This window comes from Methylobacterium sp. 092160098-2, from assembly GCF_028920805.1.
Taxonomy (GTDB): Bacteria; Pseudomonadota; Alphaproteobacteria; order Rhizobiales; family Beijerinckiaceae; genus Methylobacterium; species Methylobacterium fujisawaense.
The window spans coordinates 350,547-375,484 of the sequence record NZ_JAQPZJ010000003.1; the positions used below are offsets into that span (position 1 = coordinate 350,547).

Annotated in this window: 24 protein-coding genes and 1 tRNA gene; 12 read left to right on the plus strand and 13 right to left on the minus strand. The window is 70.8% G+C overall.

The window, feature by feature from the left end; translation table 11 throughout:
• Window positions 1-124: 124 nt before the first annotated feature.
• The 4 genes from PQI07_RS33885 (at window position 125) to PQI07_RS33900 (ending at window position 3,642) form a co-directional block, all read left to right on the plus strand.
• Window positions 125-1,432, plus strand: a complete 1,308-nt coding sequence (locus PQI07_RS33885) for a capsule polysaccharide biogenesis protein (protein ID WP_043348864.1) — start codon at window positions 125-127, stop codon at window positions 1,430-1,432.
• A 109-nt stretch (window positions 1,433-1,541) separates the two neighbouring features.
• Window positions 1,542-2,309: an SDR family NAD(P)-dependent oxidoreductase gene (locus PQI07_RS33890; protein ID WP_043348866.1), complete on the plus strand. Its 768-nt coding sequence runs from the start codon at window positions 1,542-1,544 to the stop codon at window positions 2,307-2,309.
• Entirely contained in the window at window positions 2,309-3,169 is an 861-nt protein-coding gene (locus tag PQI07_RS33895) for a formyl transferase (RefSeq protein WP_274929053.1), read from the plus strand. The genes PQI07_RS33890 and PQI07_RS33895 overlap by 1 nt, the downstream gene beginning before the upstream one ends.
• A gap of 62 nt (window positions 3,170-3,231) precedes the next feature.
• Window positions 3,232-3,642: a flagellar basal body rod protein FlgC gene (locus PQI07_RS33900; protein ID WP_274929054.1), complete on the plus strand. Its 411-nt coding sequence runs from the start codon at window positions 3,232-3,234 to the stop codon at window positions 3,640-3,642.
• Here the strand turns inward: PQI07_RS33900 and PQI07_RS33905 are convergent.
• The 3 genes from PQI07_RS33905 to PQI07_RS33915 form a co-directional block, all read right to left on the minus strand.
• On the minus strand, window positions 3,626-5,014 hold the full coding sequence (locus PQI07_RS33905) for an amino acid permease (protein WP_446721008.1): 1,389 nt from the start codon (window positions 5,012-5,014) through the stop codon (window positions 3,626-3,628). The two genes, PQI07_RS33900 and PQI07_RS33905, sit on opposite strands and share 17 nt — an antisense overlap.
• A 132-nt stretch (window positions 5,015-5,146) precedes the next feature.
• Window positions 5,147-5,821, minus strand: a complete 675-nt coding sequence (locus PQI07_RS33910) for a hypothetical protein (protein ID WP_274929056.1) — start codon at window positions 5,819-5,821, stop codon at window positions 5,147-5,149.
• On the minus strand, window positions 5,814-7,814 hold the full coding sequence (locus PQI07_RS33915; protein ID WP_274929057.1) for a hypothetical protein: 2,001 nt from the start codon (window positions 7,812-7,814) through the stop codon (window positions 5,814-5,816). Before PQI07_RS33915 ends, PQI07_RS33910 begins: the two co-directional genes overlap by 8 nt.
• 479 nt (window positions 7,815-8,293) lie before the next feature.
• On the opposite strand from PQI07_RS33915, the gene rpsO reads away from it, so the two are divergent.
• The 3 genes from rpsO to PQI07_RS33930 all read left to right on the plus strand — a co-directional run bounded on the left by rpsO (window position 8,294) and on the right by PQI07_RS33930 (window position 11,996).
• Window positions 8,294-8,563, plus strand: a complete 270-nt coding sequence (gene rpsO, locus PQI07_RS33920; protein ID WP_012317943.1) for a 30S ribosomal protein S15 — start codon at window positions 8,294-8,296, stop codon at window positions 8,561-8,563.
• Between the two features lie 208 nt (window positions 8,564-8,771).
• On the plus strand, window positions 8,772-10,991 hold the full coding sequence (gene pnp / locus PQI07_RS33925; protein WP_043388877.1) for a polyribonucleotide nucleotidyltransferase: 2,220 nt from the start codon (window positions 8,772-8,774) through the stop codon (window positions 10,989-10,991).
• A 783-nt stretch (window positions 10,992-11,774) separates the two neighbouring features.
• Window positions 11,775-11,996, plus strand: coding sequence for a YgaP family membrane protein (locus PQI07_RS33930; protein ID WP_043354986.1), 222 nt, complete (start codon window positions 11,775-11,777; stop codon window positions 11,994-11,996).
• Between the two features lie 78 nt (window positions 11,997-12,074).
• Here the strand turns inward: PQI07_RS33930 and PQI07_RS33935 are convergent, their stop codons facing one another.
• On the minus strand, window positions 12,075-12,338 hold the full coding sequence (locus tag PQI07_RS33935) for a GlsB/YeaQ/YmgE family stress response membrane protein (RefSeq protein ID WP_043354988.1): 264 nt from the start codon (window positions 12,336-12,338) through the stop codon (window positions 12,075-12,077).
• 182 nt (window positions 12,339-12,520) lie between these two features.
• Between PQI07_RS33935 and PQI07_RS33940 the strand changes: the two genes are divergently transcribed.
• Window positions 12,521-12,877 (plus strand): RidA family protein, encoded by a 357-nt coding sequence (locus tag PQI07_RS33940; RefSeq protein ID WP_043354990.1) that lies wholly within the window; start codon window positions 12,521-12,523, stop codon window positions 12,875-12,877.
• Entirely contained in the window at window positions 12,874-14,001 is a 1,128-nt protein-coding gene (locus PQI07_RS33945) for a polyamine ABC transporter substrate-binding protein (RefSeq protein WP_051045000.1), read from the plus strand. The genes PQI07_RS33940 and PQI07_RS33945 overlap by 4 nt, the downstream gene beginning before the upstream one ends.
• Before the next feature lie 151 nt (window positions 14,002-14,152).
• On the opposite strand, the gene PQI07_RS33950 is transcribed toward PQI07_RS33945, so the two are convergent.
• The 4 genes from PQI07_RS33950 to PQI07_RS33965 form a co-directional block, all read right to left on the minus strand.
• Window positions 14,153-14,824, minus strand: coding sequence for an ankyrin repeat domain-containing protein (locus PQI07_RS33950; RefSeq protein ID WP_274929058.1), 672 nt, complete (start codon window positions 14,822-14,824; stop codon window positions 14,153-14,155).
• A 210-nt stretch (window positions 14,825-15,034) separates the two neighbouring features.
• Window positions 15,035-15,436 carry a DUF3597 domain-containing protein gene (locus PQI07_RS33955; protein ID WP_043388871.1) on the minus strand — a complete coding sequence of 134 codons (402 nt, stop codon included), beginning with the start codon at window positions 15,434-15,436 and terminating at the stop codon, window positions 15,035-15,037.
• 97 nt (window positions 15,437-15,533) lie between these two features.
• Window positions 15,534-15,857, minus strand: a complete 324-nt coding sequence (locus PQI07_RS33960; protein ID WP_274929059.1) for a hypothetical protein — start codon at window positions 15,855-15,857, stop codon at window positions 15,534-15,536.
• Between the two features lie 23 nt (window positions 15,858-15,880).
• Complete coding sequence (locus PQI07_RS33965; protein ID WP_075379769.1) at window positions 15,881-17,731, minus strand: DEAD/DEAH box helicase; 1,851 nt, start codon at window positions 17,729-17,731, stop codon at window positions 15,881-15,883.
• 255 nt (window positions 17,732-17,986) lie between these two features.
• Here PQI07_RS33965 and PQI07_RS33970 point away from each other — a divergent pair.
• Window positions 17,987-18,070, plus strand: a tRNA-Tyr gene (locus PQI07_RS33970).
• A 17-nt stretch (window positions 18,071-18,087) separates the two neighbouring features.
• Here the strand turns inward: PQI07_RS33970 and ruvC are convergent.
• Window positions 18,088-18,711, minus strand: coding sequence for a crossover junction endodeoxyribonuclease RuvC (gene ruvC / locus PQI07_RS33975; protein ID WP_043388865.1), 624 nt, complete (start codon window positions 18,709-18,711; stop codon window positions 18,088-18,090).
• Window positions 18,712-18,824: 113 nt separating this feature from the next.
• Between ruvC and PQI07_RS33980 the strand changes: the two genes are divergently transcribed.
• A complete protein-coding gene (locus tag PQI07_RS33980) occupies window positions 18,825-19,793 on the plus strand; it encodes a tyrosine recombinase XerC (RefSeq protein WP_043388863.1) in 969 nt (322 codons plus the stop codon).
• Between the two features lie 155 nt (window positions 19,794-19,948).
• On the plus strand, window positions 19,949-20,806 hold the full coding sequence (locus PQI07_RS33985) for a response regulator (RefSeq protein ID WP_043388859.1): 858 nt from the start codon (window positions 19,949-19,951) through the stop codon (window positions 20,804-20,806).
• Between the two features lie 216 nt (window positions 20,807-21,022).
• Here PQI07_RS33985 and lpdA read toward each other — a convergent pair whose 3' ends face one another.
• The 4 genes from lpdA to PQI07_RS34005 form a co-directional block, all read right to left on the minus strand.
• Window positions 21,023-22,426 (minus strand): dihydrolipoyl dehydrogenase, encoded by a 1,404-nt coding sequence (gene lpdA, locus PQI07_RS33990; RefSeq protein ID WP_043756043.1) that lies wholly within the window; start codon window positions 22,424-22,426, stop codon window positions 21,023-21,025.
• A gap of 67 nt (window positions 22,427-22,493) precedes the next feature.
• Window positions 22,494-23,249 carry an SDR family oxidoreductase gene (locus tag PQI07_RS33995; RefSeq protein ID WP_043354942.1) on the minus strand — a complete coding sequence of 252 codons (756 nt, stop codon included), beginning with the start codon at window positions 23,247-23,249 and terminating at the stop codon, window positions 22,494-22,496.
• Window positions 23,250-23,256: 7 nt separating this feature from the next.
• The gene (gene odhB, locus PQI07_RS34000) at window positions 23,257-24,585 is read right to left on the minus strand and encodes a 2-oxoglutarate dehydrogenase complex dihydrolipoyllysine-residue succinyltransferase (protein WP_043354944.1); all 1,329 of its coding nucleotides are present in this window, start codon (window positions 24,583-24,585) and stop codon (window positions 23,257-23,259) included.
• 49 nt (window positions 24,586-24,634) lie between these two features.
• Window positions 24,635-24,934 (minus strand): YciI family protein, encoded by a 300-nt coding sequence (locus tag PQI07_RS34005; protein ID WP_043388853.1) that lies wholly within the window; start codon window positions 24,932-24,934, stop codon window positions 24,635-24,637.
• Window positions 24,935-24,938: the final 4 nt, after the last annotated feature.

The window sequence follows — 24,938 nt, forward strand, 5'->3', positions numbered from 1 at the left end:
GGCGCGGAAATGCCATGCCGCGGCATGGCTTCGGATTGCGGGCCCGCCGGGCGCCGTGCCACCTCAAGAGTCTCTCGTCGGTTCGGTTCATCCGGCCCTGGGTCAAGGACAGAAGCGCCGCGGAATGCAACAGCCCGCCCTCGACGTCCCTCGCGACCGCCCCGCGACCTTCCTCTTCCTGCAGGGCATCGCGACGCCGTTCTTCTCCGACCTCGGAAAGGCGCTGCGCGCACGGGGACACACTGTCCGGCGCATCAATCTCTGCCCCGGCGACTGGCTGTTCTGGAGCGGCGACGCCGACAATTACCGGGGTCGCCGCGAGGCCTGGGGCGAGTATCTCGAGGCCTATCTCGACCGCGAAACCGTGACCGACATCGTTCTGTTCGGCGATTGCCGGCCGTTCCACAAGGCCGCCCGCATGATCGCCGAGTATCGCGGCCTGCGGGTGCATGTGTTCGAGGAAGGCTATATCCGGCCGAACTGGATCACCTGCGAACTCGGTGGCGTGAACGGCTTCTCGTCCCTCCCCCGGACGGCCGCCGAGATCCGGGCTCTGGCGCGGCGCCTGCCGCAGCCCGGCCGGGCGATGCCCTCGACCGGCGACATGGCCCGCCGCAGCGTCTGGGACGTCGGTTACAACCTCGCCAACGTCCTGTTCCCCTACCTCTTCCCGCATTTCCGCAGCCATCGGCCGACCCATATCGCCGCCGAGTATGCCGGCTGGGTCAAGAAGTTCGCCCGCCGCGCCCATACCCGCCGCGAGGCGGCGCGCTGCGACGAGATCTACCGCGCGGTCGGCTGCGACTACTTCCTGCTGCCGCTTCAGCTCGACAGCGACTACCAGATCCGGGTCCACTCGCCGTTCCTCGGCGTCGAGGGCTTCATGGACCGGGTGATCAAGTCTTTCGCGGACGGCTCCTCGGCGCCGACCCGGCTCCTGGTGAAGCTGCACCCGCTCGACAGCGGCCTGATCAACTGGCGCAAGTTCGCCCGCGCTTCGGCCCGCCGCCACGGCGTCAGCGATCGGCTGGACTTCATCGACGGCGGCGACCTCCCGGCCCTGATCAAGAGCGCCCGCGGCGTGGTCATCGTCAATTCGACGGTGGGGATGCTGTCCCTAGAGATGGGCTGTCCGACCCACGCGGTCGGCACCGCGATCTACAACATGGCCGGCCTGACCCATCAGGGCGATCTCGACAGCTTCTGGAAGAGCCCGACACCGCCGGAAATGGACCTGATGGCGGATTTCCGCCGCGTCGTCCTGCACCGGACCCAGGTCAATGGCGGCTTCTTTTCCAAGGAAGCGATCGACCGGGCCGTGGCCGGCTCGGTTCCGCGGATGGAATCGGCCCTGCCCGATTCGATGCTGGCGGCGGCGCGGGCGGTCGTCGAGGCGGCCGAGCGGGACGGCGAACTCGCGCCGGTCTACTGACCGGCCGGCCGCCGACCCGTCGTCATTCGGCGGCCTTTGATGCGGCTTTCGCCGCCGGTGAGTCTTTCGCGACCTTGATCTTTCCATGCGCGGCGGCGTAACCCGCCCCATGCCCCGCATTCTGATCACCGGCGCGTCGAGCGGCATCGGCGCCGCGCTGGCGCGCCACTACGCGCAACCCGGCGTGAGCCTCGTCCTCGTCGGACGCAACGCCGAACGCCTGGAGGCGGTCGCCCGCGACTGCCGTGCCAGCGGCGCCACCGCCGAGACCGCCCGCCTCGACACCCGCGACCGGGCCGCCACGGTGGCGCTCGTGCGGCAGTCGGACACGGAGGCGCCCCTCGACCTCGTCATCGCCAATGCGGCGGTGAACGGCGGCAATCAAGAGGGGCAGGTGGAGGCCGAGGACGTCGCCTTCGAGACCGCGGACATCAACTACACCGGCTCGCTCAACGTGATGCTGCCCGCTTTGACGCGGATGCTGGAGCGCGGGCGCGGTCAGATCGTGCTGCTGTCGTCGCTGGCGGCCTACGCGCCGCTTCAGGACGCGCCGGCCTATAGCGGCGCCAAGGCGGCGCTCGTCGCCCACGGCCTCGCCCTGCGCCAGAAGGTCGCGCCCCGGGGCGTGAAGGTCAACGTCGTCACGCCCGGCTACGTGAAGACGCCGATGGGCGGCGAGTTGAAGGGCTGGCGCCCCCTCGAGATCAGTGCCGAGGCGGCCGCCGTGCGCATCGCCAAGGGCATCGCGGCCAACCGCGACGTGATCGCCTTCCCCTTCATCCTCACGGCGCTCGCCCGCACCGTGCTGCTCCTGCCGGAGAACGTCCGCAAGGCCGGCCTCTACGCCTTCCGATTCCAGCGCCGGAAGCGGCGCTGATGGCGCGGCCCCGGATCGCGCTGTTCGTCCTGGAGGCGCTGCCGAACGCCCGCGTGGTGCGCCGGCTGGTCGCCGATTACCGGGCCGACATCGCGTTCGTGGGCCTCTCCAATGCCGAGCGGCCCTCGAGCGGCGGCCTCACGGGCCAGATCCGGCGACACCTCGCGCGCTCGGGCACCGGGATCCTGCCGTATCTGGCGGTCAATTTCGGCCTGCCGGACCTGCTGCGCCCTCTGGCGCCCCTGACCCAGGCGGCGTCCGGAAGCGGCGACGCGCCGGAGGCGACACCGCTCAAGACCCTGTGCCGCCGCATGGGCATCCCGACCGTGACGGTCGACGACGTCAACGGTCCCGAGGTCGCGCGGACCCTGCGGGACACGGCGCCGGACCTGATCCTCACCTACCATTTCGACCAGATCCTCAAGCCCGAGACGATCGGGCTGGCGCGGCTCGGCGGCATCAACGGACATCCCGGCCTGCTGCCGCGCCACCGCGGTCCGGTGCCGACGATCCACGCCCTCGCCGAGGGCCCCGGCAGCTTCGGCATGACCCTGCACCGGCTGGCGGCCGCGATCGATACCGGGGCGATCCTCGCCCAGGAAGCCGTGCCGCTGCCTGCCGGCACCACCGCCACCCGGGCCGCCGTGGCGCTGCATGCCCACGGGCGCGGAATGCTGGACGGGCTGCTCGACACGATCGACCGGACCGGTAGCCTGCCCGAGGGGCGGACCGAGCCGGTGCTGCCCTACTGCCCATTCCCGGACCGCGCGATGCTGGCCGCCCTGCGCCGCCGCGGGCTGCGTCTGACGGATGGGCAGGATCTCCGCGAGGCGCTGAGCCTCTCCGCCCGGGCGTCTTAACCGCGGGTTAAGGCTGTTCGGCAAGGTTTCGGTCAGATCCTCGCCGTCGACAGGGCCCGCGCATGCCGGATTCCAGCGCCCTCCACTCGGCCTCCAGCGCGCTGGCCGCCGGCCGGCAGGTGCAGAGCGGGCGGATCCGCGCGATCTCCGAGAACCTCGCCAACGCCGATTCGGTCCCGACCACCCCCGGCGGCGCCCCCTATGCGCGCAAGATCGCGGTGTTCGCCCCCGTGGTCGTAGACGCCCCCGGAGACCCGGTCGGCCGGATCGTCCGCGACACCACCGGCTTCCGCAGCCGCTACGACCCGACCAATCCCGGTGCCGATCTCCAGGGCTATGTCCGCCTGCCGAACGTGAACATCGCGGTGGAATCGGCCGACCTGCAGCGGGTGATCCGGAACTACGAGCTCAGCCTCAACGCCTCGTCGTCGATCAAAACGCTCACGCAGGCCACGATCAACCTGATCGGCTGAACCGGGCGTGCCGCCGGCCGTAGCCGGCGTAGATCGCGAGGCCGATCGCCAGCCAGATCGCGAGGCGGATCCAGGTGTCGGCCGGAAGGGCGGCCATCAGCGTCACGCAGGACAGGATCCCGAGCCCCGCCGTGAGCGTCACCGCCGGCACGCGGAACGGACGCGCCCGGGCCGGGGCGGTGCGGCGCAGGATCAGCACCGTGGCGCAGACGAGGCAGAACGCCAGGAGCGTGCCGATGCTGACGATCTCGCCGAGCACGTCGATGGGCACGAGCCCCGCGACACCCGCGGTGAACACGCCGATGACGAGCTGGCTCGCCACGGGCACCCGCGTGACCGGGTGGACCCGGCAGAAGATCTCCGGGAGGAGTCCGTCCCGGGCGATGGCGAAGAAGATCCGGCTCTGTCCGTAGAGGGCGGTCAGCGCCGAGGTCGTCAGGCCGATCAGGGCGCCGACCTTGATCACGGTCGAGAACCCCGACAGGCCGATCACGTCCACCGCCTTCGCCACCGGGTCGGCAACGTTCAGATCGCGATAGGGCACGAGGCCGGTGAGGACGGCCGCCATGGCCACGTACAGGATCGTGGTGATCAGGAGCGATCCGATCAGGCCGACCGGCGCGTCGCGCTGCGGCGCCCGGCACTCGCCCGCGGCCGTCGCCACGGTCTCGAAGCCCACGAAGGCGAAGAACACCACCGCGGCGCCGCGGAACACGCCGCTCCAGCCATAGGCGCCGAAGGCGCCGGTATTCTCGGGCACGAAGGGGTGCCAGAGTTCGGGCCGGAGATGGGCGGCGCCGACGCCCACGAAGGCCAGGATGATCGCGACCTTGCAGGCGACCAGCAGCCCGTTGACCAGGGAAGCCTGCTTCGTCGCGCGCATCAGGAGCGCGCTGAGCAGCAGCACGATGCCGACGGCCGGCAGGTTGATGAGGCCGCCATCGCCGGGCGCCCTGGCCAAAGCCGGCGGCAGATGCAGGCCGAACTCCGCCGCGAGGGATTGCGCGTAGCCGGACCAGCCGACCGCCACGGTCGCCGCCGCCACGGCGAATTCGAGGACGAGGTCCCAGCCGATGATCCAGGCGGGGAGGCGGCCGAGGCTGGCGCGGGTATAGGTGTAGGTGGATCCCGCCTCCGGGATCATGGCGGCCAATTCGGCGTAGCACAGGCCGACCAAGCCGCAGGCGATGCCGCCGATCACGAAGGAGAGGCTGAGCGCGGGACCCGCATACTGCGCCGCCGCCGTTCCGGTCAGCACGAAGATGCCGGCGCCGATCGTGGCGCCGAGGCCGATGGCGACGAGGCCCGGAGCGGTGAGGCTCCGGGCGAGCTCACGCCCCTCCCCGGCATCCGCACGCTCATTCCTGGTCATCGCGGGATCCGCCATCGCGTCCCTTCTCCCTCGCCCGGATGGTCATCTGGCACAGTCCATGCCGGGATGCCGGCCTCCCCGGAGGCGTGACCAAATCCGGTCCGGTCCAAGTCCTGTCGTTGGCGGACCAGCCTATCGCGGCACCACGCCCGCGGACCCGTCGGGCGCTCCCGGATCGCGGGCGGCAGACGGGGCGGACGCTGCGGCGTCGATCATCCGGGTGTCGGTCCGGAATGCCCGGGCCACGAGGCCGCAGAAGCGGATGAAGGCGCGGCCCTGGGGGGTGATGACGTAGCCGTCGGCCGTCTGCGCGACGTTGCCCGAGGCCTGCTGCTCGGACAGGCGCCGCTCCATCTGCCGGAAGGCGCCGAGATAGACCGTCTCGAACACCGTCCGCGCCCGCTCCGGGGTGAAGCGCTCCTCGGGATGGGCCGCCATCTGGCCGAGCAGGAATACGCTGATCGAGCGGTCGACCGTCACTGGCAGGATCACGAAGGCGCTCAGGTTGAGGGCCAGCGACAGGACGCAGGCGCCGAGGGCGTCCCGGCGGCGCAGCCCCCAGGCCCGGCCGAGGCCGGCCAGCGCCGCCGTCGCCACCAGGGTCAGCAGGAAGGCCACGCCCAGCAGGATCAGGCCGCGGTAGAACAGGATGGTCACGCCGGACCAGAGATCCGTCTGGAACAGCAGCACGAAGCAGCCGAGGCCGAGGGCGACGGCGCCAGCCTGAAGCAGCGCCTGGGCGCAGAGCCAGCGCACGACCTGTCCGGCGCGCCGGCCTGCTGGGGGGCTGGAGCCGGCGTCAGTCATGAAGATCCTCGACCCGCAGGATCCGGACGAGTGGATCGGCATAGACCGCACGGTGCCGCCAGACCCAGGAATCCGGGCTGCTCCAGGGGGCATCCTGCGCGGTGACGACCAGGGCGCCGATCCCGGCCGTTTCGGCCCGGCGGCGCACCTCGCGACCGTCCAGGCGGTCGCGGAAGATCGGCGCGACATCGGCGAGCCGGGACGCCACGGCCTCGGGCGGGGCGCCGAACAGCCGCGCCTCTGCGTCGGCCACTCCCGTCGGCTGGAGCCCGTAGAGGCCGAAATCGAACACCCGCCGCGGCACCGGTGATTGCTGCAGCACCAGATCCCGGGGCAGGTGCAGGCCGGCCCAGGCATAGGCCGCGCGCAGCGCCCGGTCGATGTCGGGACGGCCGGCCAAGCGGGCGAAGGCGGGCCGGTCGGAGGCGGAATAGGCGCGCATCCCGACGAAGCCGTAGAGGGTCGTCGCGTATCCGAGGATCAACAGCGTGGCGAGCAGGCCGGGGAACCGGAGTCGCCGCGCCTCGACCAGGCGGCTCAGGGCCACGACGGTCCAGACGAGGGCCGAGACCTGCGCCAGCAGGACCACGCGGGCGCCGAGGTCGTTGTTGAGGATCGCCGAGCGGAGGAAGCCGCCGAGGAGCAGGCTGGCCGCTGCGCAGAGGGTGAGCAACCGTCCCGCCTCCCGGGCATGCGCTTCACGGCGCGGGACGAGCCGCCAGAACAGCAGCGTCCCGGCGGCGAAGACACCCAGCGCCACGTAGTAGTTCAGCGGCAGCAGGACGATCCGGAGCGCGCTCAGGGCGGGCTCGTCGACGAGTCCGTCGAGGGGCCCGAATCGCCGGATCGCGAGTCGGATCGGCGAGCCACCATCGGTCCGGTTGGCCAGGATGCTCAGCAGGCAGGGTGCGGCCAGCGCGGCGCTGAGCAGGCCCGCGACCGCCAACCGGGCCGCGGCGCGCCAGCGGCGCTCCAGGCCCAGCAGCACCAGCCAGATCCCCGCGGCGGTCGCCGTGCCGAGACAGACCCAGACCGACAGGCCCGCGCAGGCCGCGAAGGCCAGGCCCGCGACACCGATCGCCACGGCTTCCGTATGCCGGCTCGGCTGCGTGCGGTCGGCCACCTCGGCCAGGGCCAGGAGGCCGAGCCATCCGGCCAGGGCGCCGGCCACGTGGTGCGGCACCCAAACCAGGGAGGCGGGCCAGTTGAGGACCTGCTCATTCACCCATTCCGGAACCGGTAGCCAGGTCCCGGACGCGGCCCGATCGGCGAGGACCAGCAGGATGTCGAGGCCGCCCGCCGGCAGCAGCACCAGCACCGCGCGGCGGACGAGCCGGGGCGCGGCATCTCCCAGGAGGCCGGTCGCGGCCAGGAGCCGGTCCAGCAGGCCGAGGAGCGCGAGACCGGTCCAGAAGGCCAGCCCCGCGAAGGCGGTGCGCCCGTCGACGAGGCGCCCTCCGACCCCGTCGACCAGCGCGGTCAGCGTATAGAACTCATAGTAGTAGCCCGCCCGATCGGGCCGGGCGAAGAAGGGATCCACGGGCGGAAGCCCATGCGCGACGATCGCCCGTGTGAGGGCCGCGTGCTTGACGAGGTCGATGACCGTCACGGGCTGATAGAGGGCGGTGCCGGTGTCGATGTCGATCAGCGCATAGGCCACGACGCCGAGCCAGAGTGCGGCGAGCGCCAGGACCGCCCGGTTGAGGGACGTCCGCAGGCTTCGCAGGGCCGGAAGCAGCGCGGCGAGTCCCAACACGCCATTCGCCAGTGCCGCAGCCGGGACGCCCGCTGCCTGGATCACCAGGCTGTCGAGGGCGGGCAGGAGCCCGATCCCGAGGAGCGCCCCGCACAGCAGGCGGTCGCCGGCCGCGAGCGCACGGAAGCCGAGGATGCCGGTCAGCCTGCCCAGGGCGTAGCCCGGCAGGAGGACGAGGGGGATGCCGAGCAGCGTCGCCACCACGACGCCGCACGCATCCGAGAGGGTGCCGTTCATCGCCGGGCCGCGTTTCGTGCTCCGGCTCGGCTACCATGCACGCGTTAACCGTTCCCTTGGAAAATCCGGGGCCCCTTGGTGCGGCGGCTTCGCGCCCTGTCCTTGCGCAGGATCGGGGCTGGTTCCACGAGCGTTCCGCCTGTCGGGGCCAGGGCCGCGGGGGCGTCGCGAGCCCGATGCCCGTTCCCGGACGGGTGCTGCGCCAGGGGGCCGCGGCTTTGCACGACCCGGCCCGGCCCGGCGGGGCCGGCAAGCGGGTCGCCGCGAGTACGGTCCAGTCGCGACCGCTTCGCCGAGGGCTGGCATAATTGCCGATTTCGTGTATGGATCGCGCGGCCTCGACCCGGGTTACCGGGCGGGGCTTGAGCCGCTTGGCGCTGTGACCGTGCTGGACGACATCCCGGCACCGGCCGAACGCCGAGCCCGCGCGCGCCCGAACGGGGCGCCGCATCCGACCAGCACAACCCGAAAGGCATGCGATGTCGATCACGGCAGAGCGCAAGACCGCGCTCATCAAGGAACACCGCAAGGACGCCAAGGACACCGGGTCCCCCGAGGTCCAGGTGGCGATCCTCACCGAGCGGATCACCAACCTGACCGGCCACTTCAAGACCCACGGCAAGGACAACCATTCCCGCCGCGGCCTCCTGAAGCTGGTCTCGCAGCGCCGCTCGCTGCTCGACTACGTCAAGCGCAAGGACGAGGCCCGCTACCGCGCCCTCATCGAGCGTCTCGGCATCCGCCGCTAAGGCGCGTTTCGCGCGGTTCCGGGCCCGGCCCGGGGCCGCGTTTCACCATCGCGGGCTGCCGGAATGGGTCCGGCCTCCCGACAAACGGGCCGCTTCGAGGCGCCGGCATCGGGGCAGGATCGCACGACACTTCAGCGGGAAGTGTCGCGCCGTCTTGCCCCCGGGCGGCGCCGGGCCAGGCCCGTCGCAGGCAAGGAAGAGATCAAGAATGTTCGACGTTCAACGCGAAGAGCTGATGTGGGGCGACCGCAAGCTCGTCCTCGAGACCGGCAAGGTCGCCCGTCAGGCCGACGGCGCCGTGGTCGCCACCTACGGCGAGACCTCGGTGCTCGCCACCGTGGTCGCCACGAAGGAGCCCAAGCCCGGCATCGACTTCATGCCGCTCACCGTGAACTACCAGGAGCGGGCCTACGCGGCCGGCCGCATCCCCGGCGGCTACTTCAAGCGCGAGGGCCGTCCCTCCGAGAAGGAGACCCTGGTCTCCCGCCTGATCGACCGCCCGATCCGTCCGCTCTTCGTCGAGGGCTGGCGCAACGACACGCAGGTCGTCGTCACCGTCCTGACCCACGACCTCGAGAACGATCCCGACATCGTCGCCATGGTGGCGGCTTCCGCGGCTCTCACCCTGTCGGGCGTCCCGTTCATGGGCCCGATCGGCGGCGCCCGCGTCGGCTACATCAACGGCGGCTACCGGCTGAACCCGCTCGTCACCGAGACCAAGGAGGAATCCAGCCTCGATCTCGTCGTCGCCGGCACGCAGGACGCGGTGCTGATGGTCGAGTCGGAGGCCAAGGAACTCTCCGAGGACGTGATGCTCGGCGCCGTGATGTTCGGCCACAAGCATTTCCAGCCGGTGATCGAGGCGATCATCCGCCTGGCCGAGAAGGCCGCCAAGGAGCCGCGCGACTTCAAGGCCCCCGAGAACGCCGACGTCGAGAAGGCGGTCCTGGAGATCTGCGAGACGGAGCTGCGCGCCGCCTACACCAAGACCGTCAAGCAGGAGCGCTACGCCGCCGTCGACGCCGTGAAGGCGAAGGTGATGGCCGCCCTCTGCCCCGAGGGTGCCGAGAAGTTCCCGGCCGAGAAGGTCAAGGCCGCCTTCAAGGAAGCCCAGTCGAAGGTCGTGCGCTGGAACGTGCTCGACACCGGCTCGCGCATCGACGGCCGTGACCTGAAGACGGTCCGCCCGATCGTCTCCGAGGTCGGCGTCCTGCCCCGCGCCCACGGCTCGTCGTTGTTCACCCGCGGCGAGACCCAGGCCCTCGTGGTCGCCACGCTCGGCACCGGTGAGGACGAGCAGTTCATCGACTCGCTGGAAGGCACCTACAAGGAGCGCTTCCTGCTTCACTACAACTTCCCTCCCTATTCCGTCGGCGAGACCGGCCGGATGGGCTCCCCCGGCCGTCGCGAGATCGGCCACGGCAAGCTGGCGTGGCGGGCGATCCGCCCGGTCCTGCCGCCGGCCCACGAGTTCCCCTACACGATCCGCGTCGTGTCGGAGATCACCGAGTCGAACGGCTCGTCCTCGATGGCCTCGGTCTGCGGCGGCTCGCTGTCGCTGATGGATGCGGGCGTGCCCCTGCGCCGTCCCGTGGCCGGCATCGCCATGGGCCTCATCCTCGAGGGTGAGCGCTTCGCGGTCCTGTCCGACATCCTCGGCGACGAGGATCACCTCGGCGACATGGACTTCAAGGTGGCCGGCACGGACGAGGGCGTGACCTCGCTCCAGATGGACATCAAGATCGCCGGCATCACCGAGGAGATCATGCGGGTCGCCCTCGACCAGGCGAAGGACGGGCGCGCCCACATCCTGGCCGAGATGGCCAAGGCGTTGACCGCTGCCCGTCCGGAGCTCGGCGAGTACGCGCCGCGCATCGAGACGATGCAGATCCCGACCGACAAGATCCGCGACGTGATCGGCACCGGCGGCAAGGTGATCCGCGAGATCGTCGAGAAGACCGGCGCCAAGATCAACATCGAGGATACCGGCATCGTCAAGATCGCCTCGGCCGACGGCAAGGCGATCAAGGCGGCCTACAACTGGATCCGCTCGATCGTGGCGGAGCCGGAGGTCGGCGTGATCTACGACGGCACGATCGTGAAGTGCATGGAGTTCGGTGCCTTCGTGAACTTCTTCGGCGCCAAGGACGGCCTCGTCCACATCTCGGAACTCGCCGCCCAGCGGGTCGCCAAGGTGCAGGACGTCGTCAAGGAGGGCGACAAGGTCAAGGTGAAGTTCCTCGGTCAGGACGACCGCGGCAAGATCCGCCTGTCCATGAAGGTCGTCGATCAGCAGACCGGCGAGGACATCACCGAGAAGGTGAAGGCCGAGCGCGACTCCAGCCGCGGCGAGCGGGACGGCGAGTCCCGCGAGCCCCGCGAGGGCGGCCGCCACCGCGGCGAGCGCCGCCGCGAGGCGGGCGAGTAAGCGCGCGCACGCACCCCGTGCGGGCTTCGGCCGGCGCGGGATGGTTCAGATGGGCGCGGTCCTTCGGGGCCGCGCCCTTTTTCATGGCGCATCGCCCCGCCTCCGCCCGGAGCGGTGCCCCCTCCCTCATCGCGGGCGCGGCGACGCGCACTTGAATGGAGCCTGCCCGGTTCGACCGCATGGGGGCGGCGATGGGTGGCTTCGCGACGGTTCGCGTCCCGGCGGCACAGGCACCGAAGCGGACGTTGCTGCCACGCCTGCGCATGACCTGTCTTGGCGATCAGCGCCCGTCGCTCGTCATCTTGCGAGTGGGGCGACGGCCCAAGCCGTTCCGGGTTTCAGGACATCGCGCGTCTGCGCGATCCACGCGGACAAGGGCGCCAGCCGAAGGCCAAACGGCGGATACAGGCCCTGCGCCTTCGATGTGTAAGAGGCCTGATCGACGGCGACCGGTGATCCGCGAGGGCGATCACCCAGTCCGGAGGACACGCATGCGCGGCCTCCGCGAGGTGCCGCAGCACGGCCCGCGGAGTCTCCGGCCCGGCGGCGCGTCCACGGCGTCGTCGAGCACCCGCAGCCTCGCCGCGGCGGGTCACGGGCCGGCGTAGCGCTAGGGCGCCGCGCTGGAACACCGGAAGCGTAAGCGAGGACCAGGATCGCCGCCGCGTCCGACACCCTGCGCGACGGGTCCGGCGGCATCCGCGGTCGCCCCGTCCGACGGCGAAGGGAACGCAGCCGGCGCGCCCGCGTTCGACCGGCGACCTTCACAACAGGGATCCGTCCATGGCCAACGACATGATGCACGACATCTTCAGCGGGGAGCCGAACATCTCCACCACCGAGCGCGCTGTCTCGGTGGCTCTCGGGCTCGGGATCGCGGCCGTGGCCGCGCAGCCGCGGCCCAACAAGCTTCTGAGCCTGCTGGCGCTCGTCGTCGGCGTCGGCCTGGCGGTGCGTGGCGCGACCGGCCACTGCGCCGTGAAGGCCGCCTCCGAGCATTTCTGAGCGCGCAGGCCGATCGGACGACAAAAAAAGGGGCGCCCCGCGGGGCGCCCCTCATCGTTTCCGGGTCGGCCGGAAGGATCAGTAGGTGGTGGTGCGGCGGCCGGCGATCATGCCGTAGATGAACAGAACCACCACGGCGCCCACGATGGCGCCGATGAAGCCCGCTCCCTGGTTCGGCCCGTACCAGCCCACGGCCTGGCCGAGGAACGTCGCCACGAAGGCGCCGACGATGCCGAGGATCGTCGTCAGGATGAAGCCCGCCGGCTCATTCGGTCCCGGCATGAGAAACTTGGCGATGACGCCCGCGAGGAAACCGATGATGATGGTCCAGAGGATACCCATGACAAACCCCAAAGCATGACTGTCGATGGCGGCAGAACGCTTCGAGACCCGCGACGGTTGCCCGCACCCTGCCCCGCGGTGACGATTTTCCGCGTGTTCCAGCGGTGCGTGCGTGTGTGGCCCTTTACGGCCGGGTAGGTGCGACGGCAGATACGCCGGTTCTCAAGGTTGTGGAGGCGGGTATGGACATTCAGCGGATCGAGCCGGGCAAGCGGATGTCGCAGGCCGTCGTCTTCGGCGACATGGTCTATCTCGCCGGTCAGGTCGCGTCCGACACGGTCGGCACCGGGGTGACGATCCAGACCCAGCAGATCCTGTCGGAGATCGACCGTCTCCTGGCCGCCGCCGGCAGCGACAAGGCGCGCATCCTCGCGGCCACGATCTACCTCGCCGACATCGCCACCTTCGCGGAGATGAACGCCGCGTGGGATGCCTGGGTCTCCCCGGAGAACCCGCCGGCGCGCGCCACCGTCGAGGCCAAGCTCGCGGCGCCCGAGTACCTCGTGGAGATCGTGATCGTGGCCGCGAAGAGCCGATGAGCGGCCGCCGTCGCTCGGTGCTGGCGGCCGCCGCGGCCGCCCTGCTGGGAGGCGTCCTGGCGGCCCTGCCCCTCGTGCGGCCGGCCCCGGCCGCCGAGGAGCGGGTCGTCAACATCTACAATTGGTCGGATTACATCGACCCGAAGGTGCTCGAGGCCTTCACCCGCGAGACCGGCATCAAGGTCGTCTACGACACCTACGACAACAACGAGATCCTGGAGACCAAGCTGCTCGCCGGCCGGTCCGGCTATGACATCGTCGTGCCGTCGGGGCCCTACCTGCAGCGGCTGATCCGGGCCGGCGCCTTCCTGCCGCTGGACAAGTCCAAGCTCAAGAACCTCGGCAATCTCTGGCCGGAGGTCACCAGCCGGCTGGCGGCCTACGACCCCGGCAACACCTATGCCGTCGACTACATGTGGGGCACGACCGGCATCGGCTACAACGTCGCCGCCGTCCGCGAGCGGTTGGGTCCCAATGCGCCGCTGAACTCTTGGAGCGTCGTCCTCAATCCCGCTTCGGCGAACAAGCTGAAGGAGTGCGGGATCATGATGCTCGACAGCCCCGAGGATCTGATCCCCAGCCTGCTCCCGGTCTTCGGCGCCAAGGCGGATTCGAAGCGCTGGGACGACCTGACCCTGGTGACCGACGCCCTCTACAAGGTGCGCGGCGCCGTGCGGAAGTTCCACTCGTCGGAATACATCCAGGCGCTGGCCAACGGCGATATCTGCCTGGCGGTGGGCTATTCCGGCGACATCATGCAGGCCAAGCGCCGGGCCGAGGAGGCCAAGAACGGGATCGACATCGCCTACGTGGTGCCGAAAGAGGGCGCGCTGATGTGGTTCGACACCTTCGCGATCCCGAAGGATGCCGCCCACCCGGCCGAGGCCCTGGCCTTCATCGACTACATGATGCGGCCCGATGTGGCGGCGGCCAACACCAACTTCGTCTCCTATGCCAGCGGCAACCTCGCGGCGAAGAAATTCGTGAAGCCCGAGATCCTGAACAATACCGGCATCTACCCGGACGAGGCGACGATGCAGCGCCTGTCGATCAACACCGCCTGGGACGACCGCACCCAGCGCTTCGTCACCCGGCTCTGGACTCGGGTCCGCACCGGGCGCTGACGGGCGAGAGCCCGGGGCAGGTTCGTGTGCCTCTCGGGCCCCCGCCGATGCGATGTCCCGCGGGGGCTTCGCGGCGGATCGGACGGATGGGGCGTGGCCGGCCCGGGCATGCCTTGGCCGTGCTGACGCGTCGGACCCTGTGGATGCCCCGTCAGCGCGCCTCGTCCAGCGGGATGTCGTGATTGATCAGCCAGGTGCGGACGGCGGAGCGGGTCTGCCGCGCGGCATCGTTCAGCAGATGATCGGGCGTCGTGAAGAAATACGGCTGGAATGTCTTCTGCTGTGCATTCCGCAGCGTCGGGTCGAGGCCGGCCTGAAGCAGCCTCAGCACCCACGGGTTGGCCGCACCGACCTGCGCTGCCAGATGGAGCAGGGAATTGCCGGTGTCATCGACCCGGTTCGGATCCGCGCCGGCCTGCAGCAGCGACGCAATCTGTGCCTCCCGGCGATTCTGGACTGCACGGAACAGGGGCGTCCAGTGACGGCGCGCGCTCACGGGATCGACCGGCGCGCCGTGCCGCAGCAGGATCTCCAGATAGTGCGGATCCTCGACCATCGCGGCCATGTGCATGACGGTCTCTTGGTCGAGGCCCGGTTCGGACGGGTCGGCGCCGGCCTCGAGAAGCGCGGACAATGCGCGCGGCTGCCCGTTCCAGATCGCCCATTCGAGAAGGGTCATGTTCTGGTCGCCGCGGTCGGACAGGTTCACGCCCGGGGCCAGCGCGACGATGCCCGCGAGATCGCCGCGGGCGACGGCGGCGGCGATGGGCGCGAGGTGCAGCCCTCGGAACGGGTCCCTGTGATGCCCCATCGGTATGGACATGACCGATCGCTCCCCGGCGCCCCGTGATTCGGCGCTGTGTGATGCGGTCCATGTGATCGGAAAGGACAGGGCCCCTGCAAGGCCCGCTGCCGGGGACAAGCGCAGGCGCTCGGCAGCCTCGCTTCTCCCGCCCGCATCGTCCGGGACGGTGCCGCGGGCGGCCGTCACAGGCCGCCCGCGGCGATGCTCAGGTAAGCTGAAACGGGCGATCTAGTGCTTCAGATCGTCCGGAACCTTGCCGCCGTTCTCGGCGAGCTTCTGCATGACCTGCTTGTGCAGCCAGATGTTCATGCTGGCCGAATCGTCCTTGTCGCCGGTGTAGTGCAGCTCGTCGGCGAGCTGCTTGCGCGAGGCGAGACCGGAATCGAGGCCCAGCAGCTTCATCAGGTCGACGATCGAGTGGCGCCAGTCGAGCTTCTGCGGGTTCTTCTCGGCGAGGCCGGTGAGGACCGCCGCGACGTCCACGGGTTCGCCGCCGGCGGTGCCGGGGGCCGACGGGGTGGACGGGGCGCTCGTGCCGGTCGTGCCGCCGGAGGGGGCGGGGGCCGCGTCCGCGCTACCCCCGCCGAACGGATGGAGGATTTTGCTGACGATGCTGCCGAGAAGGCTCATGGATCCGCTCCGATGATCGAGGCCCGATCTCCGCACCGGGCGGCCATTCAACTGGCTGTGAGGCCGGGCGTTCCGAGACTCGGCGGGGGCCGGGCGATCAGATCGGCTTAAAGAGGGCGCCGACGAGCGCGGCCCGCTCCTGCACGAGCGTGCCATGCGGGCCCGGTTGGCCGGCGCGGCCGTACCAGTAGCGCGCATTGCCGTCATCGCCCTCGATCCGGTGGAGATGGGCGTGCACCCAGGCGGCATCGGGCCCGGCGGCGTCCTGAACGAGGCGGTGGGCCCGGTCCCAGGCGTCGGAGGCGGGTCCGGACGGATCGTGGGCGAGCCACCAGAGCGCGGCGAGCGGTGCGGGCCAGCCGGGCGGCGGCTCGGGCGCCGAGAGTGTCGCGGTGAAGGCGGCGGGCAGGCTCTCGGTCACGGCTCTCTCCCTCCCGTGCCGGTTCAGCGACCGGCGGCGCGCTCCGGCTGCCAGCGGCCGCGGCGCTGGCGGGCGGACCACGCGTAGCGGGCATCGCCGTCGAGGCAGTCGAGATGGTCGGCGAGGCGGTTGCGTTCAAGCCAGGACAAGGCCGCCTCCAGCTCGGGCAGGGTCATGGTCGCACGCCCCTTGCCGAGGACGCGCTTGAGCACGGCGTTGTACCGGTGGGCGAGGTTGCCGCCGCGGGGCACCCGCAGGGACGTCTCGTCCTCGACCGCCTGGGCCGCCACCGCGGCGGCGAGCCGCTGGCGCAGGGTCCGCTCGGTGATCGACGGCGGTTCGGGCGCGGGTGTCGTGGGGACAGGCTCGGGCAGGCGGGGGCGCAGCAGGGCGTAGCGCAGCCCGATCGCGTTGCTCTCCAGGGGCGTGATCCCGGCCGGCTCGTCGTCGCGCCAGCGGGTCCGCTCGGGCACGATGGCGCTCGCCGGCCGCTCGCGGGGCGGCCGCACGCTGCTGCCCTGCTCGGTCTCCAGTTCAAGGCGGAACCGGGCGAAGAGCGGGTCGTCGGGGTGGAAGATCAGGGCCTGCTGCCCGTCGTAGGGGCCCGCATGCGGATCGACCCGGGTAGCCCGGGCGAGCATCTGCTCCAGCCACGGCCGCGAGCGGATATGGGTCAGCGCCGCGACCACCGCGACCTCGGGGGCGTCGAGGCCCTCATACGCCATGGCCACCGTCACCAGCACGGCCGGTTCCGGCGTGAGCCGGAACGCGGCGAGCGCCGCGTGGGCGTCGCCCTGGCCGGAGGTCGCGAGCCGGACGTCGCGCTCGCCCTGCCCGGCCGGCATCCAGTCCCGCAGGGTGGCGAGGTAGGCCCGCGCGCTCGCCTGATCGGGCGCCACCACGAGGAGCTTGCCGAGTCCCCGGGCCGGCTCGCCGGGCGGGAGATCCCGCTCGGCCCGGCGCCGGGCACGCAGGCGCTTCGTGGCGAAGAAGGCCTCGCTCAGCAGGTCGCGGGCGAAGCCGGTCCGCAGAGCGGTGAACAGGGCCGGCCGGGTGGTGATCCGGACCGAGCCCGCACCCAGCCGGTGCGGGCCGACCCGCGGACTGTCGCCGGCGATCCGGCCGCCCTCCAGCCAGCTGGCCTCGCCGTCGATGGCGCCGAAGGTCACCGGCAGCACCGCCCGCTCGGCCAGCGCCTGCGCCCGCGAATAGCCGATCACCGCGAGGCCGGGCGCGTCGAGGTCGAGATCCGGCCCGCGGCCGGGCGCGGCGGGCTGATAGGGCAGGCCGAGGATGCGTCGCCCGTCCGCGCGCTCCAGCGTCCCGGACAGGTAGAGGCGAACGGTCGCTGCCTCCATGACGGGCAGCATCGCGCGGGACCATGCCCCCGCTTCCGCGTCCTCGGCGGCGTTCTCGTCGGCGCCGGGCCGTCCGGGCACCGGCAGGTGATGGACCTCATCGACGACCAGCAGGGTCCGGTGCGCCCGGGCTTCCGCGAGGTGGAGCGCCGGGGCGGCGGCGACCGCCTGATAGGTGGTGACGTAGCCGGCCAGACCCCGCGCCGGGTCGCGCTCGTTGTCCGCCGCCCGCACGCTGAGGGCGTGCCCGAACGCGGCGCGCCAGAGTGGGTCGGCGAAAGCCTCCTCCGCCTGCAATCGCAGGGAATCCCGCGGCACCACCCAGACCACGCGCTCGACGAGCCCGGCGGCGATCAGCCCGTGCGCGGCGATCACCGGCAGCAGCGACTTGCCGCCGCCCGGCGTCACCGCGGCCAGGATCTTCCGGACATGGGCCGCCTCGCCGCGCGCCATGGCCGCGACCAGGGCCATCAGCGTGCGCTGGTGGGACCGCAGAGACGGGGCGGGGCGGGTCAAGGGCCGGCGAAGCAGGATGACATCCGCGCACCGTGGCCGATCCGGATTCCTTTGTGAATCCCTGGAGTCGCGGAACGTTCGCGTTTTCGTCCCCTCCCCAAGGGGCGGACAGGGAGGCGCTCGCGCGGTGCGATCGATCGAAACCGCACCGCTCTCCACGGTTGCCGCACGCGCCAACGCGGATCAGCTCACCATAAGCGTTGACACCCGGCCGCCCCCTCACCATAAGGGCGCCGCGGGTGAGAAACCTGCCTTGGGGGAATGTCCCGAGCGGCAAAGGGGGCGGACTGTAAATCCGCTGCGTAAGCTTCGTAGGTTCGAGTCCTACTTCCCCCACCAAGTTCTTCCCGGTCCCATCAGCCCTGTTTCGCCAATGCGGCCTCGATGCGCGCGGCTGCGGCGGCGGAGAATCCCTTCCCTTCGAGCCCCTGTCCTGCGGCCGCTTGGCCCGTGAGCGTGCGGCGCTTACCCTTCGGCAGATGCGCCTGCCGAAGGGCGTGGGCGTCCCGATGGCTGGCATGGGTGATGGCGATGGCCAGCGCGTCGGCGGCGTCCGCCACGCGGAACTCGGCCTTCGGCAGGAGGAAGCGTACCATCGCCTGGATCTGTACCTTCTCGGCGTGACCGGAGCCCGCCACGGTCTTCTTGATCAGGTTCGCGGCGTATTCGAACACGGGCAGGCCGGCGAGGGCCGGCACCACCAGCGCCATCGCCCGGGCGTGACCCAGCTTGAGCGTCGCCTGCGCGTCCTTGTTGACGAAGGTCTCCTCCACGGCGACCTCGTCGGGCCGCACGGTCTCGACGATGCGGCTGATCCCCTCGAACAGCTCGCGCAGGCGCAGGGCCAGCGGCAGGTCGCCGTCCGAGGTCACGACGCCGCAATCGCCGTAGGTGAGCTTCGTGCCCTGCGCGGTGATCAGGCCCCAGCCGGTGCGGCGCAGGCCGGGATCGATGCCGAGGATGCGGATGGGGGTTGTCATGGGGCTCCACGGCTCGGTGAACGGCCCGAGGCTGCCGTACGTATCGTGAACGCCCGGTTTCACCAAGGCAGGGTCTTAAGCTCCCAGCAAGGATGATCCGGTCGAGTGGCACCATGAGCGCGCACGAAACCGAAGGCGATCGGCTGCTGTTTCCGGGCGATGCCCGCCTCCGCGCGGCCGTCCAGGCCTGGATCGAGGGGCTGGCGCGCGAGCGGCGAATGTCGCCCAACACCGTCGAGGCCTACGGGCGTGACCTCCGTCAGTTTCTCCACCACCTCGCGTCGCGGCAGAGCACGCCGACCATCCCGATGCTCGTCGGCTTGAAGGTGCGGGACATCCGCGCCTTCATGGCGGCGCGCCGGGCCGAGGAGGTCTCCGGACGCTCGCTGATGCGCATGCTCGCGGGTCTGCGCTCCTTCGCACGCTTCCTCGAACGCGAGGGCTTCGGCACCGTCTCGGCCCTGGGCGGCGTGCGCTCGCCCAAGGTTCCGCGGCGGCTTCCGCGACCCCTGCCCGTCAGCGCCGCCGTGGCGTTGACCGACACGGCGATTCGCGCCGGCGAGGAACGCGCGCCCTGGGTTCTCGCCCGGGATGCCGCCGTGCTGGCGCTGCTCTACGGCGCAGGCCTGCGCATCTCCGAGGCCCTCGGACTGACTCGCCGCGACGCGCCCCTGCCCGGGGTCGACCAGGTCACCGTGCTCGGCAAGGGCGGCAAGCAGCGCATGGTGCCGATCCTGCCCGTGGTGGCGCAGGCCGTGGCCGACTACCTCGCCGCCTGCCCGCTGCCGCTGCCGCCGGAGGGGCCGCTCTTCGTCGGCGCGCGCGGGGGGGCCCTGTCGCCGCGGATCATCCAGTATACGGTGGCCCGCGCGCGGGGAGCCCTCGGCCTGCCCGACAGCGCCACGCCGCACGCCCTGCGGCACTCCTTCGCCACCCATCTGCTGGCCCGCCAGGGAGAATTGCGCGCGATCCAGGAACTCCTCGGCCACGCCTCCCTGTCCACCACTCAGCTCTACACCCAGGTCGATGCCGCCCGTCTCATGAGCGCCTACGCGGCGGCCCATCCCCGGGCGGGTCGCTGATCAAGAGTGCTGGAAGTTTCGACTTCGGGGCTGTTCAACATCATCTATAGACGCGTCATCCGATCGGCTCATTGCACAACCGCACTTTTTAAGAGCTTCGTCACGATCTTCAGCCACTATGAGCATCAACATTCGGATCGGCTTGGGCGGGCGTCATGGAGCTTGAGGACGGAGGGGCGCCGGCACGTGTCGTGATCGCGGATTGCGATCCGGGCCGGCGCCTCTCCCTGCGAGAGATCGTCCTGCGCTTCGATCCACGCGCCGTGATCGACGAGGCGACCTCCGGTCAGGCGCTCTGCGACATCCTGCTGCGTCACCGCCCGACTCTGGCCTTCGTCGGGCTTCAGCTTGACGACCTGAGCGGGCCCGAAGCCGTCGCCGTGGCGCGTCGCGCGGGTGCGGAGCCGCCCTGTCTGGTTCTGGTCGCCACCCGCGTCCTGCCGCACTGGCAGGAGATCGCCACCAGCCTCGGGGCCTACGAGGTCCTGAAGACCCCCCTCGATCCAGGCCATATCGAGCAGCTGCTCCACGCCGATGCCCGGCGCCGCGCCCCGACCCGGGCTCTGCTCGCCTGCTCGACCCCGGCGGGGCGCTCGGCCATCAGCCGCGTCGTGGCGCGCAGCGGCTTCGCCATCGACCTCGACGAGACGGATGACGGACGCCACGCCCTCAGGCAGCTGAAGTTTGCCGCCTACGACTTCGCCTTCATCGACGTGAAGCTCGTTGGCATCGACGGGCTCGAACTGGCCTGCCAGATCCAGCCCCTCAGCCTTCCGACCCGGATCACACTGTTGACGACGTCCGAGCTGGAGCCCGTCGCCCAGGCCGGCCGCTACTTCGGCGTCGATGCGGTCCTGCGAATGCCGTTCTACGCCCGCGACATCGACCTCGCCTTGCACAACGCCCTGGGCCTGCGCAGGCCCTACCTGCTCAACGCCCTGACGGCGCCGCCCGCACCGAGCGCCCTCCTGCGGATCGCCGACCTGCCGAACTCCCGGCGCAAGATCGCCTGATCCCGCCGCCGGCAGGCGGCCGCGATCTCCCTATCTCATCCTGAGGTGCCCGCGAAGCGGGCCTCGAAGGAGGGCTTCGGGGAGCGGGACGGTCTCCGGCGCCCTCCCGCATGGTCTGCGCTGCGCTCCGGCGACTCAGGACAAAGGGCAGTTCGGTGAGCCGCCCCTTTTGTCCCAGCCCCCCTGCGAATGGACGCTCGTGCGTCCGCCCGCCACTCAGACGTGGATCGCGCGCTTGCTCACCGCCAGGGCGGCTTCCTTGACGGCCTCGGTCAGCGTCGGATGCGCGTGGCAGGTCCGGGCGATGTCCTCCGAGGAGGCACCGAACTCCATCGCCACCGCCGCCTCGGCGATCAGGTTGCCGGCATCCGCGCCGACGATGTGCACGCCCAGCACCCGGTCGGTCTGGGCGTCGGCCAGCACCTTCACGAAGCCGTCCGTGGTGCCGTTCGCCTTGGCCCGGCCGTTGGCCGTGAAGGGGAACTTGCCGGCATTGTAGGCGACGCCGTCCTTCTTCAACTCCTCCTCGGTCTTGCCCACCGAGGCGACCTCCGGGAACGTGTAGACCACGTTCGGGATCACGCCGTAATTCACGTGGCCGGACTGGCCGGCCAGCATCTCGGCCACCGCGACGCCCTCGTCCTCGGCCTTGTGGGCCAGCATCGGGCCGGCAATCACGTCACCGATGGCGTAGATGCCGGTGACGTTGGTGGCGTAGTGCGAGTCCGTGAGGATCCGGCCCTTGTCGTCCCGCTGGACGCCCACCGTGTCGAGGCCCAGGCCCTCCGTGTAGGGGACCCGGCCGATGCAGACGAGGACCGCGTCCGCCTGGAGCGTTTCCGCCGCGCCGCCCGCGGCCGGCTCCACGGTGACGGTCGCGCCGCCCTTCTTGCCGACCTCGACGCCGGTCACCTTGGTGGACAACTTGAAGGCGATGCCCTGCTTGGTCAGGATCCGCTGGAACTGCTTGCCGACCTCTCCGTCCATGCCGGGCAGCACCCGGTCGAGATACTCGACCACGGTGACCTCGGAGCCGAGCCGGCGCCAGACGGAGCCCAGCTCCAGCCCGATCACGCCGGCGCCGATGACCAGGAGCTTCTTCGGCACCCGGTCGAGCTCCAGGGCGCCGGTCGAGGAGACCACCACCTTCTCGTCGATGGTGACGCCGGGCAGCCGCGCCACGTCCGAGCCGGTGGCGATGACGATGCTCTTGGTCTCGAGCATCTGGTTGCCGCCATCCTCGGACACGACCTCGACCCGGCCGGCACCCGCGATCCGACCGGTTCCGTGGAAGGTCTCGACCTTGTTCTTCTTGAGCAGGAACTCGACGCCCTTTGTGTTGCCCGCCACGCCCTCGGCCTTGAAGGCCATCATCTTCTTCAGGTCGAGCTTCGGCGTGCCGACATCGATGCCGAGATCGGCGAAATGCGTGTTGGCCTCCTCGAACGCCTCGGAGGCGTGCAGCAGGGCCTTGGACGGGATGCAGCCGACATTGAGGCAGGTGCCGCCATGGGTCGCGCGCTTCTCGACCACGGCGGTCCGCAGGCCGAGCTGCGCCGCGCGGATGGCGCACACGTAGCCGCCGGGACCGGTGCCGATGACGACGAGATCGTAGGACATGAGGCTTCGCTTCCGCTCGGTCGTGCCGCGTGTGAGACGGGCAGGGAATGTCAGGTCGGGCTGAGGCTCAGCGGCCGCCGCCGACGTCGAGGATGGCGCCCGTGGTGTAGGAGGCCTCCTCCGAGAGCAGCCACACGATCGGTGCGGCCACCTCCTCGGCGGTGCCGGCCCGCTTCATCGGGACGCCCGGGCCGAGGCGCTCCACCCGGTCCGGCTCGCCGCCGCTGGCATGGATCTCGGTGGCGATGATGCCGGGCGCCACCGCGTTGACCCGGATGCCTTCGGCGGCCACCTCCCGGGCGAGCCCGATCGTCAGCGCGTCGATGGCCCCCTTCGAGGCGGCGTAATCCACGAACTGACCGGGGCCGCCCAGCCGCGCCGCCACCGAGGACAGGTTGACGATGGCGCCCCCTGCCCCGCCGCGCTTGGTCGACATCCGCCGGACCGCCTCGCGGGCGCACAGGAAGCTGCCGACCACGTTGGTTGTCATCATCCGCTGGAGCCGGCCCTCGGTCATGTCGGCGACGTCGGACTTCACGTCGACGACGCCGGCATTGTTGACCAAAGCCGCGAGGCGCCCGAGCCCGTCGGCCGCCCTGAACAGCGCGATGACGTCGGCCTCGCTGCCGACATCGCCCTTCACGGCGAGCGCCTTGCCGCCCTTGGCGGTGATCGCGTCCACCACGGTCTTGGCTGCGGCGGCGTCCGACACGTAGCTCAGGCAGACCGCGTAGCCGCGCTCCGCGAGAAGCAGCGACACGGCCCGGCCGATGCCGCGGCTGCCGCCGGTGACGATCGCAACCCTGTTCTCAGCGCCCGACATGACGACCTCAGAGGTCCAGCACGAGCCGCGCCGGATCCTCCAGCGCCTCCTTCACCCGCACCAGGAAGGTCACGGCCTCCTTACCGTCGACGATGCGATGATCGTACGACAGCGCGAGGTACATCATCGGCCGGGCCTCGATCTTGCCGGCCCGGACCACCGGGCGCTCCTCGATGCGGTGCATGCCGAGGATGCCCGATTGCGGCGCGTTGAGGATCGGCGTCGACATCAGCGAGCCGTAGATGCCACCGTTGGTGATCGTGAAGGTGCCGCCCTGCATCTCCTCGATGGAGAGCTTGCCGTCGCGGGCCTTCTTGCCGAAGCCCGCGATCTTCTTCTCGATGCCGGCGATCGACAGGTCGTCGGCGTCGCGCACCACCGGCACGACGAGGCCCTTATCGGTCCCGACCGCGATGCCGATGTGGTAGTAGTTCTTGTAGACGAGGTCCTGCCCGTCGATCTCGGCGTTGACCGCCGGCACGTCCTTGAGGGCGCCGATCACCGCCTTGGTGAAGAAGCCCATGAAGCCGAGCTTCGTGCCGTGCTTCTTCTCGAAGATATCCTTGTACTGGCTGCGCATCGCCATCACGGCCGACATGTCGACGTCGTTGAACGTCGTCAGCATCGCCGCCGTGTCCTGCGCGTCCTTGAGGCGGCGCGCGATGGTCTGGCGCAGCTTCGTCATCCGCACGCGTTCCTCGCGCGCGGCGTCGTCCGGCGCCGAAGGCGCGCGCGGCAGGGTCGGTCGGGCCTCCTTGGCGGGCGCGGCCGACGGGCCCTTTGCGATGGCGCCGAGCATGTCGCCCTTGGTGACGCGGCCGTCCTTGCCGGAGCCACTGACCGCCGACGGGTCGACGCCGGATTCCCGGGCGAGCTTCGCCACCGCCGGGCCGTTGTCGCCCACCGGGCGCTGCTGGGCTGCCGCCGGAGCGGCAGCGTCGCCGTGGTTGCCGTAGCCGGCAGAGGATTCCTGGGCGGGCGCTTCGGCCTTCGCGGGGGCGGCGGCCTTCGGGGCCTCGCTCCGGCTCTCGGCTTTGATCTCGGCGGCCTCCTTCGGGGCCTCCTTGGGGGCGGCCTTCTTGCCGCTGCCGGCCGCGCCGGCCTCGACGATCGAGCCGAGCAGGGCGCCGGGCTCCACGGTCTCCCCATCCTTGACCAGGATCTCGCCGAGCTCGCCGGCCGCCGGGGCGTTGACCTCCAGGGTGACCTTGTCGGTCTCGAGCTCGACGATCGGCTCGTCGGCCGCGACCGTGTCGCCGGGCTTCTTGAACCAGCGGCCGATCGTGGCCTCGCTCACGGATTCGCCGAGGGTCGGGACGAGGATGTCGGTTGCCATGCTCTCTTCTGCCCCGCGGGGGGCCTCCTCTGGATGTCGGGCCGCGACGTCAGCGCCGCAGGATCAGGGATGGAACGGGCGAGACGGTGTACCGGAAGCCTGCCTGCGCCATCAGGACGGGATCTGCTTCGCCGAGCGCCTCGGCCTGGGCCGCGTCGTCGGCCTCGACCAGGGCCAGGCCCCAGGTGCCGCCGGACTCGAAGACGGGCCCGACCGCGATGGCGGCCCCTGCGGCCGCCTGCTCCATCCAGTAGCCGGAATGGGCCGAGAACAGCGCCTTCTCGGCCTCCGTCGCGTCGAACGGGAAGCTCGGGCGGGGCGGTTCCAGACGGAGCAGGAAATAGGCCATGGCC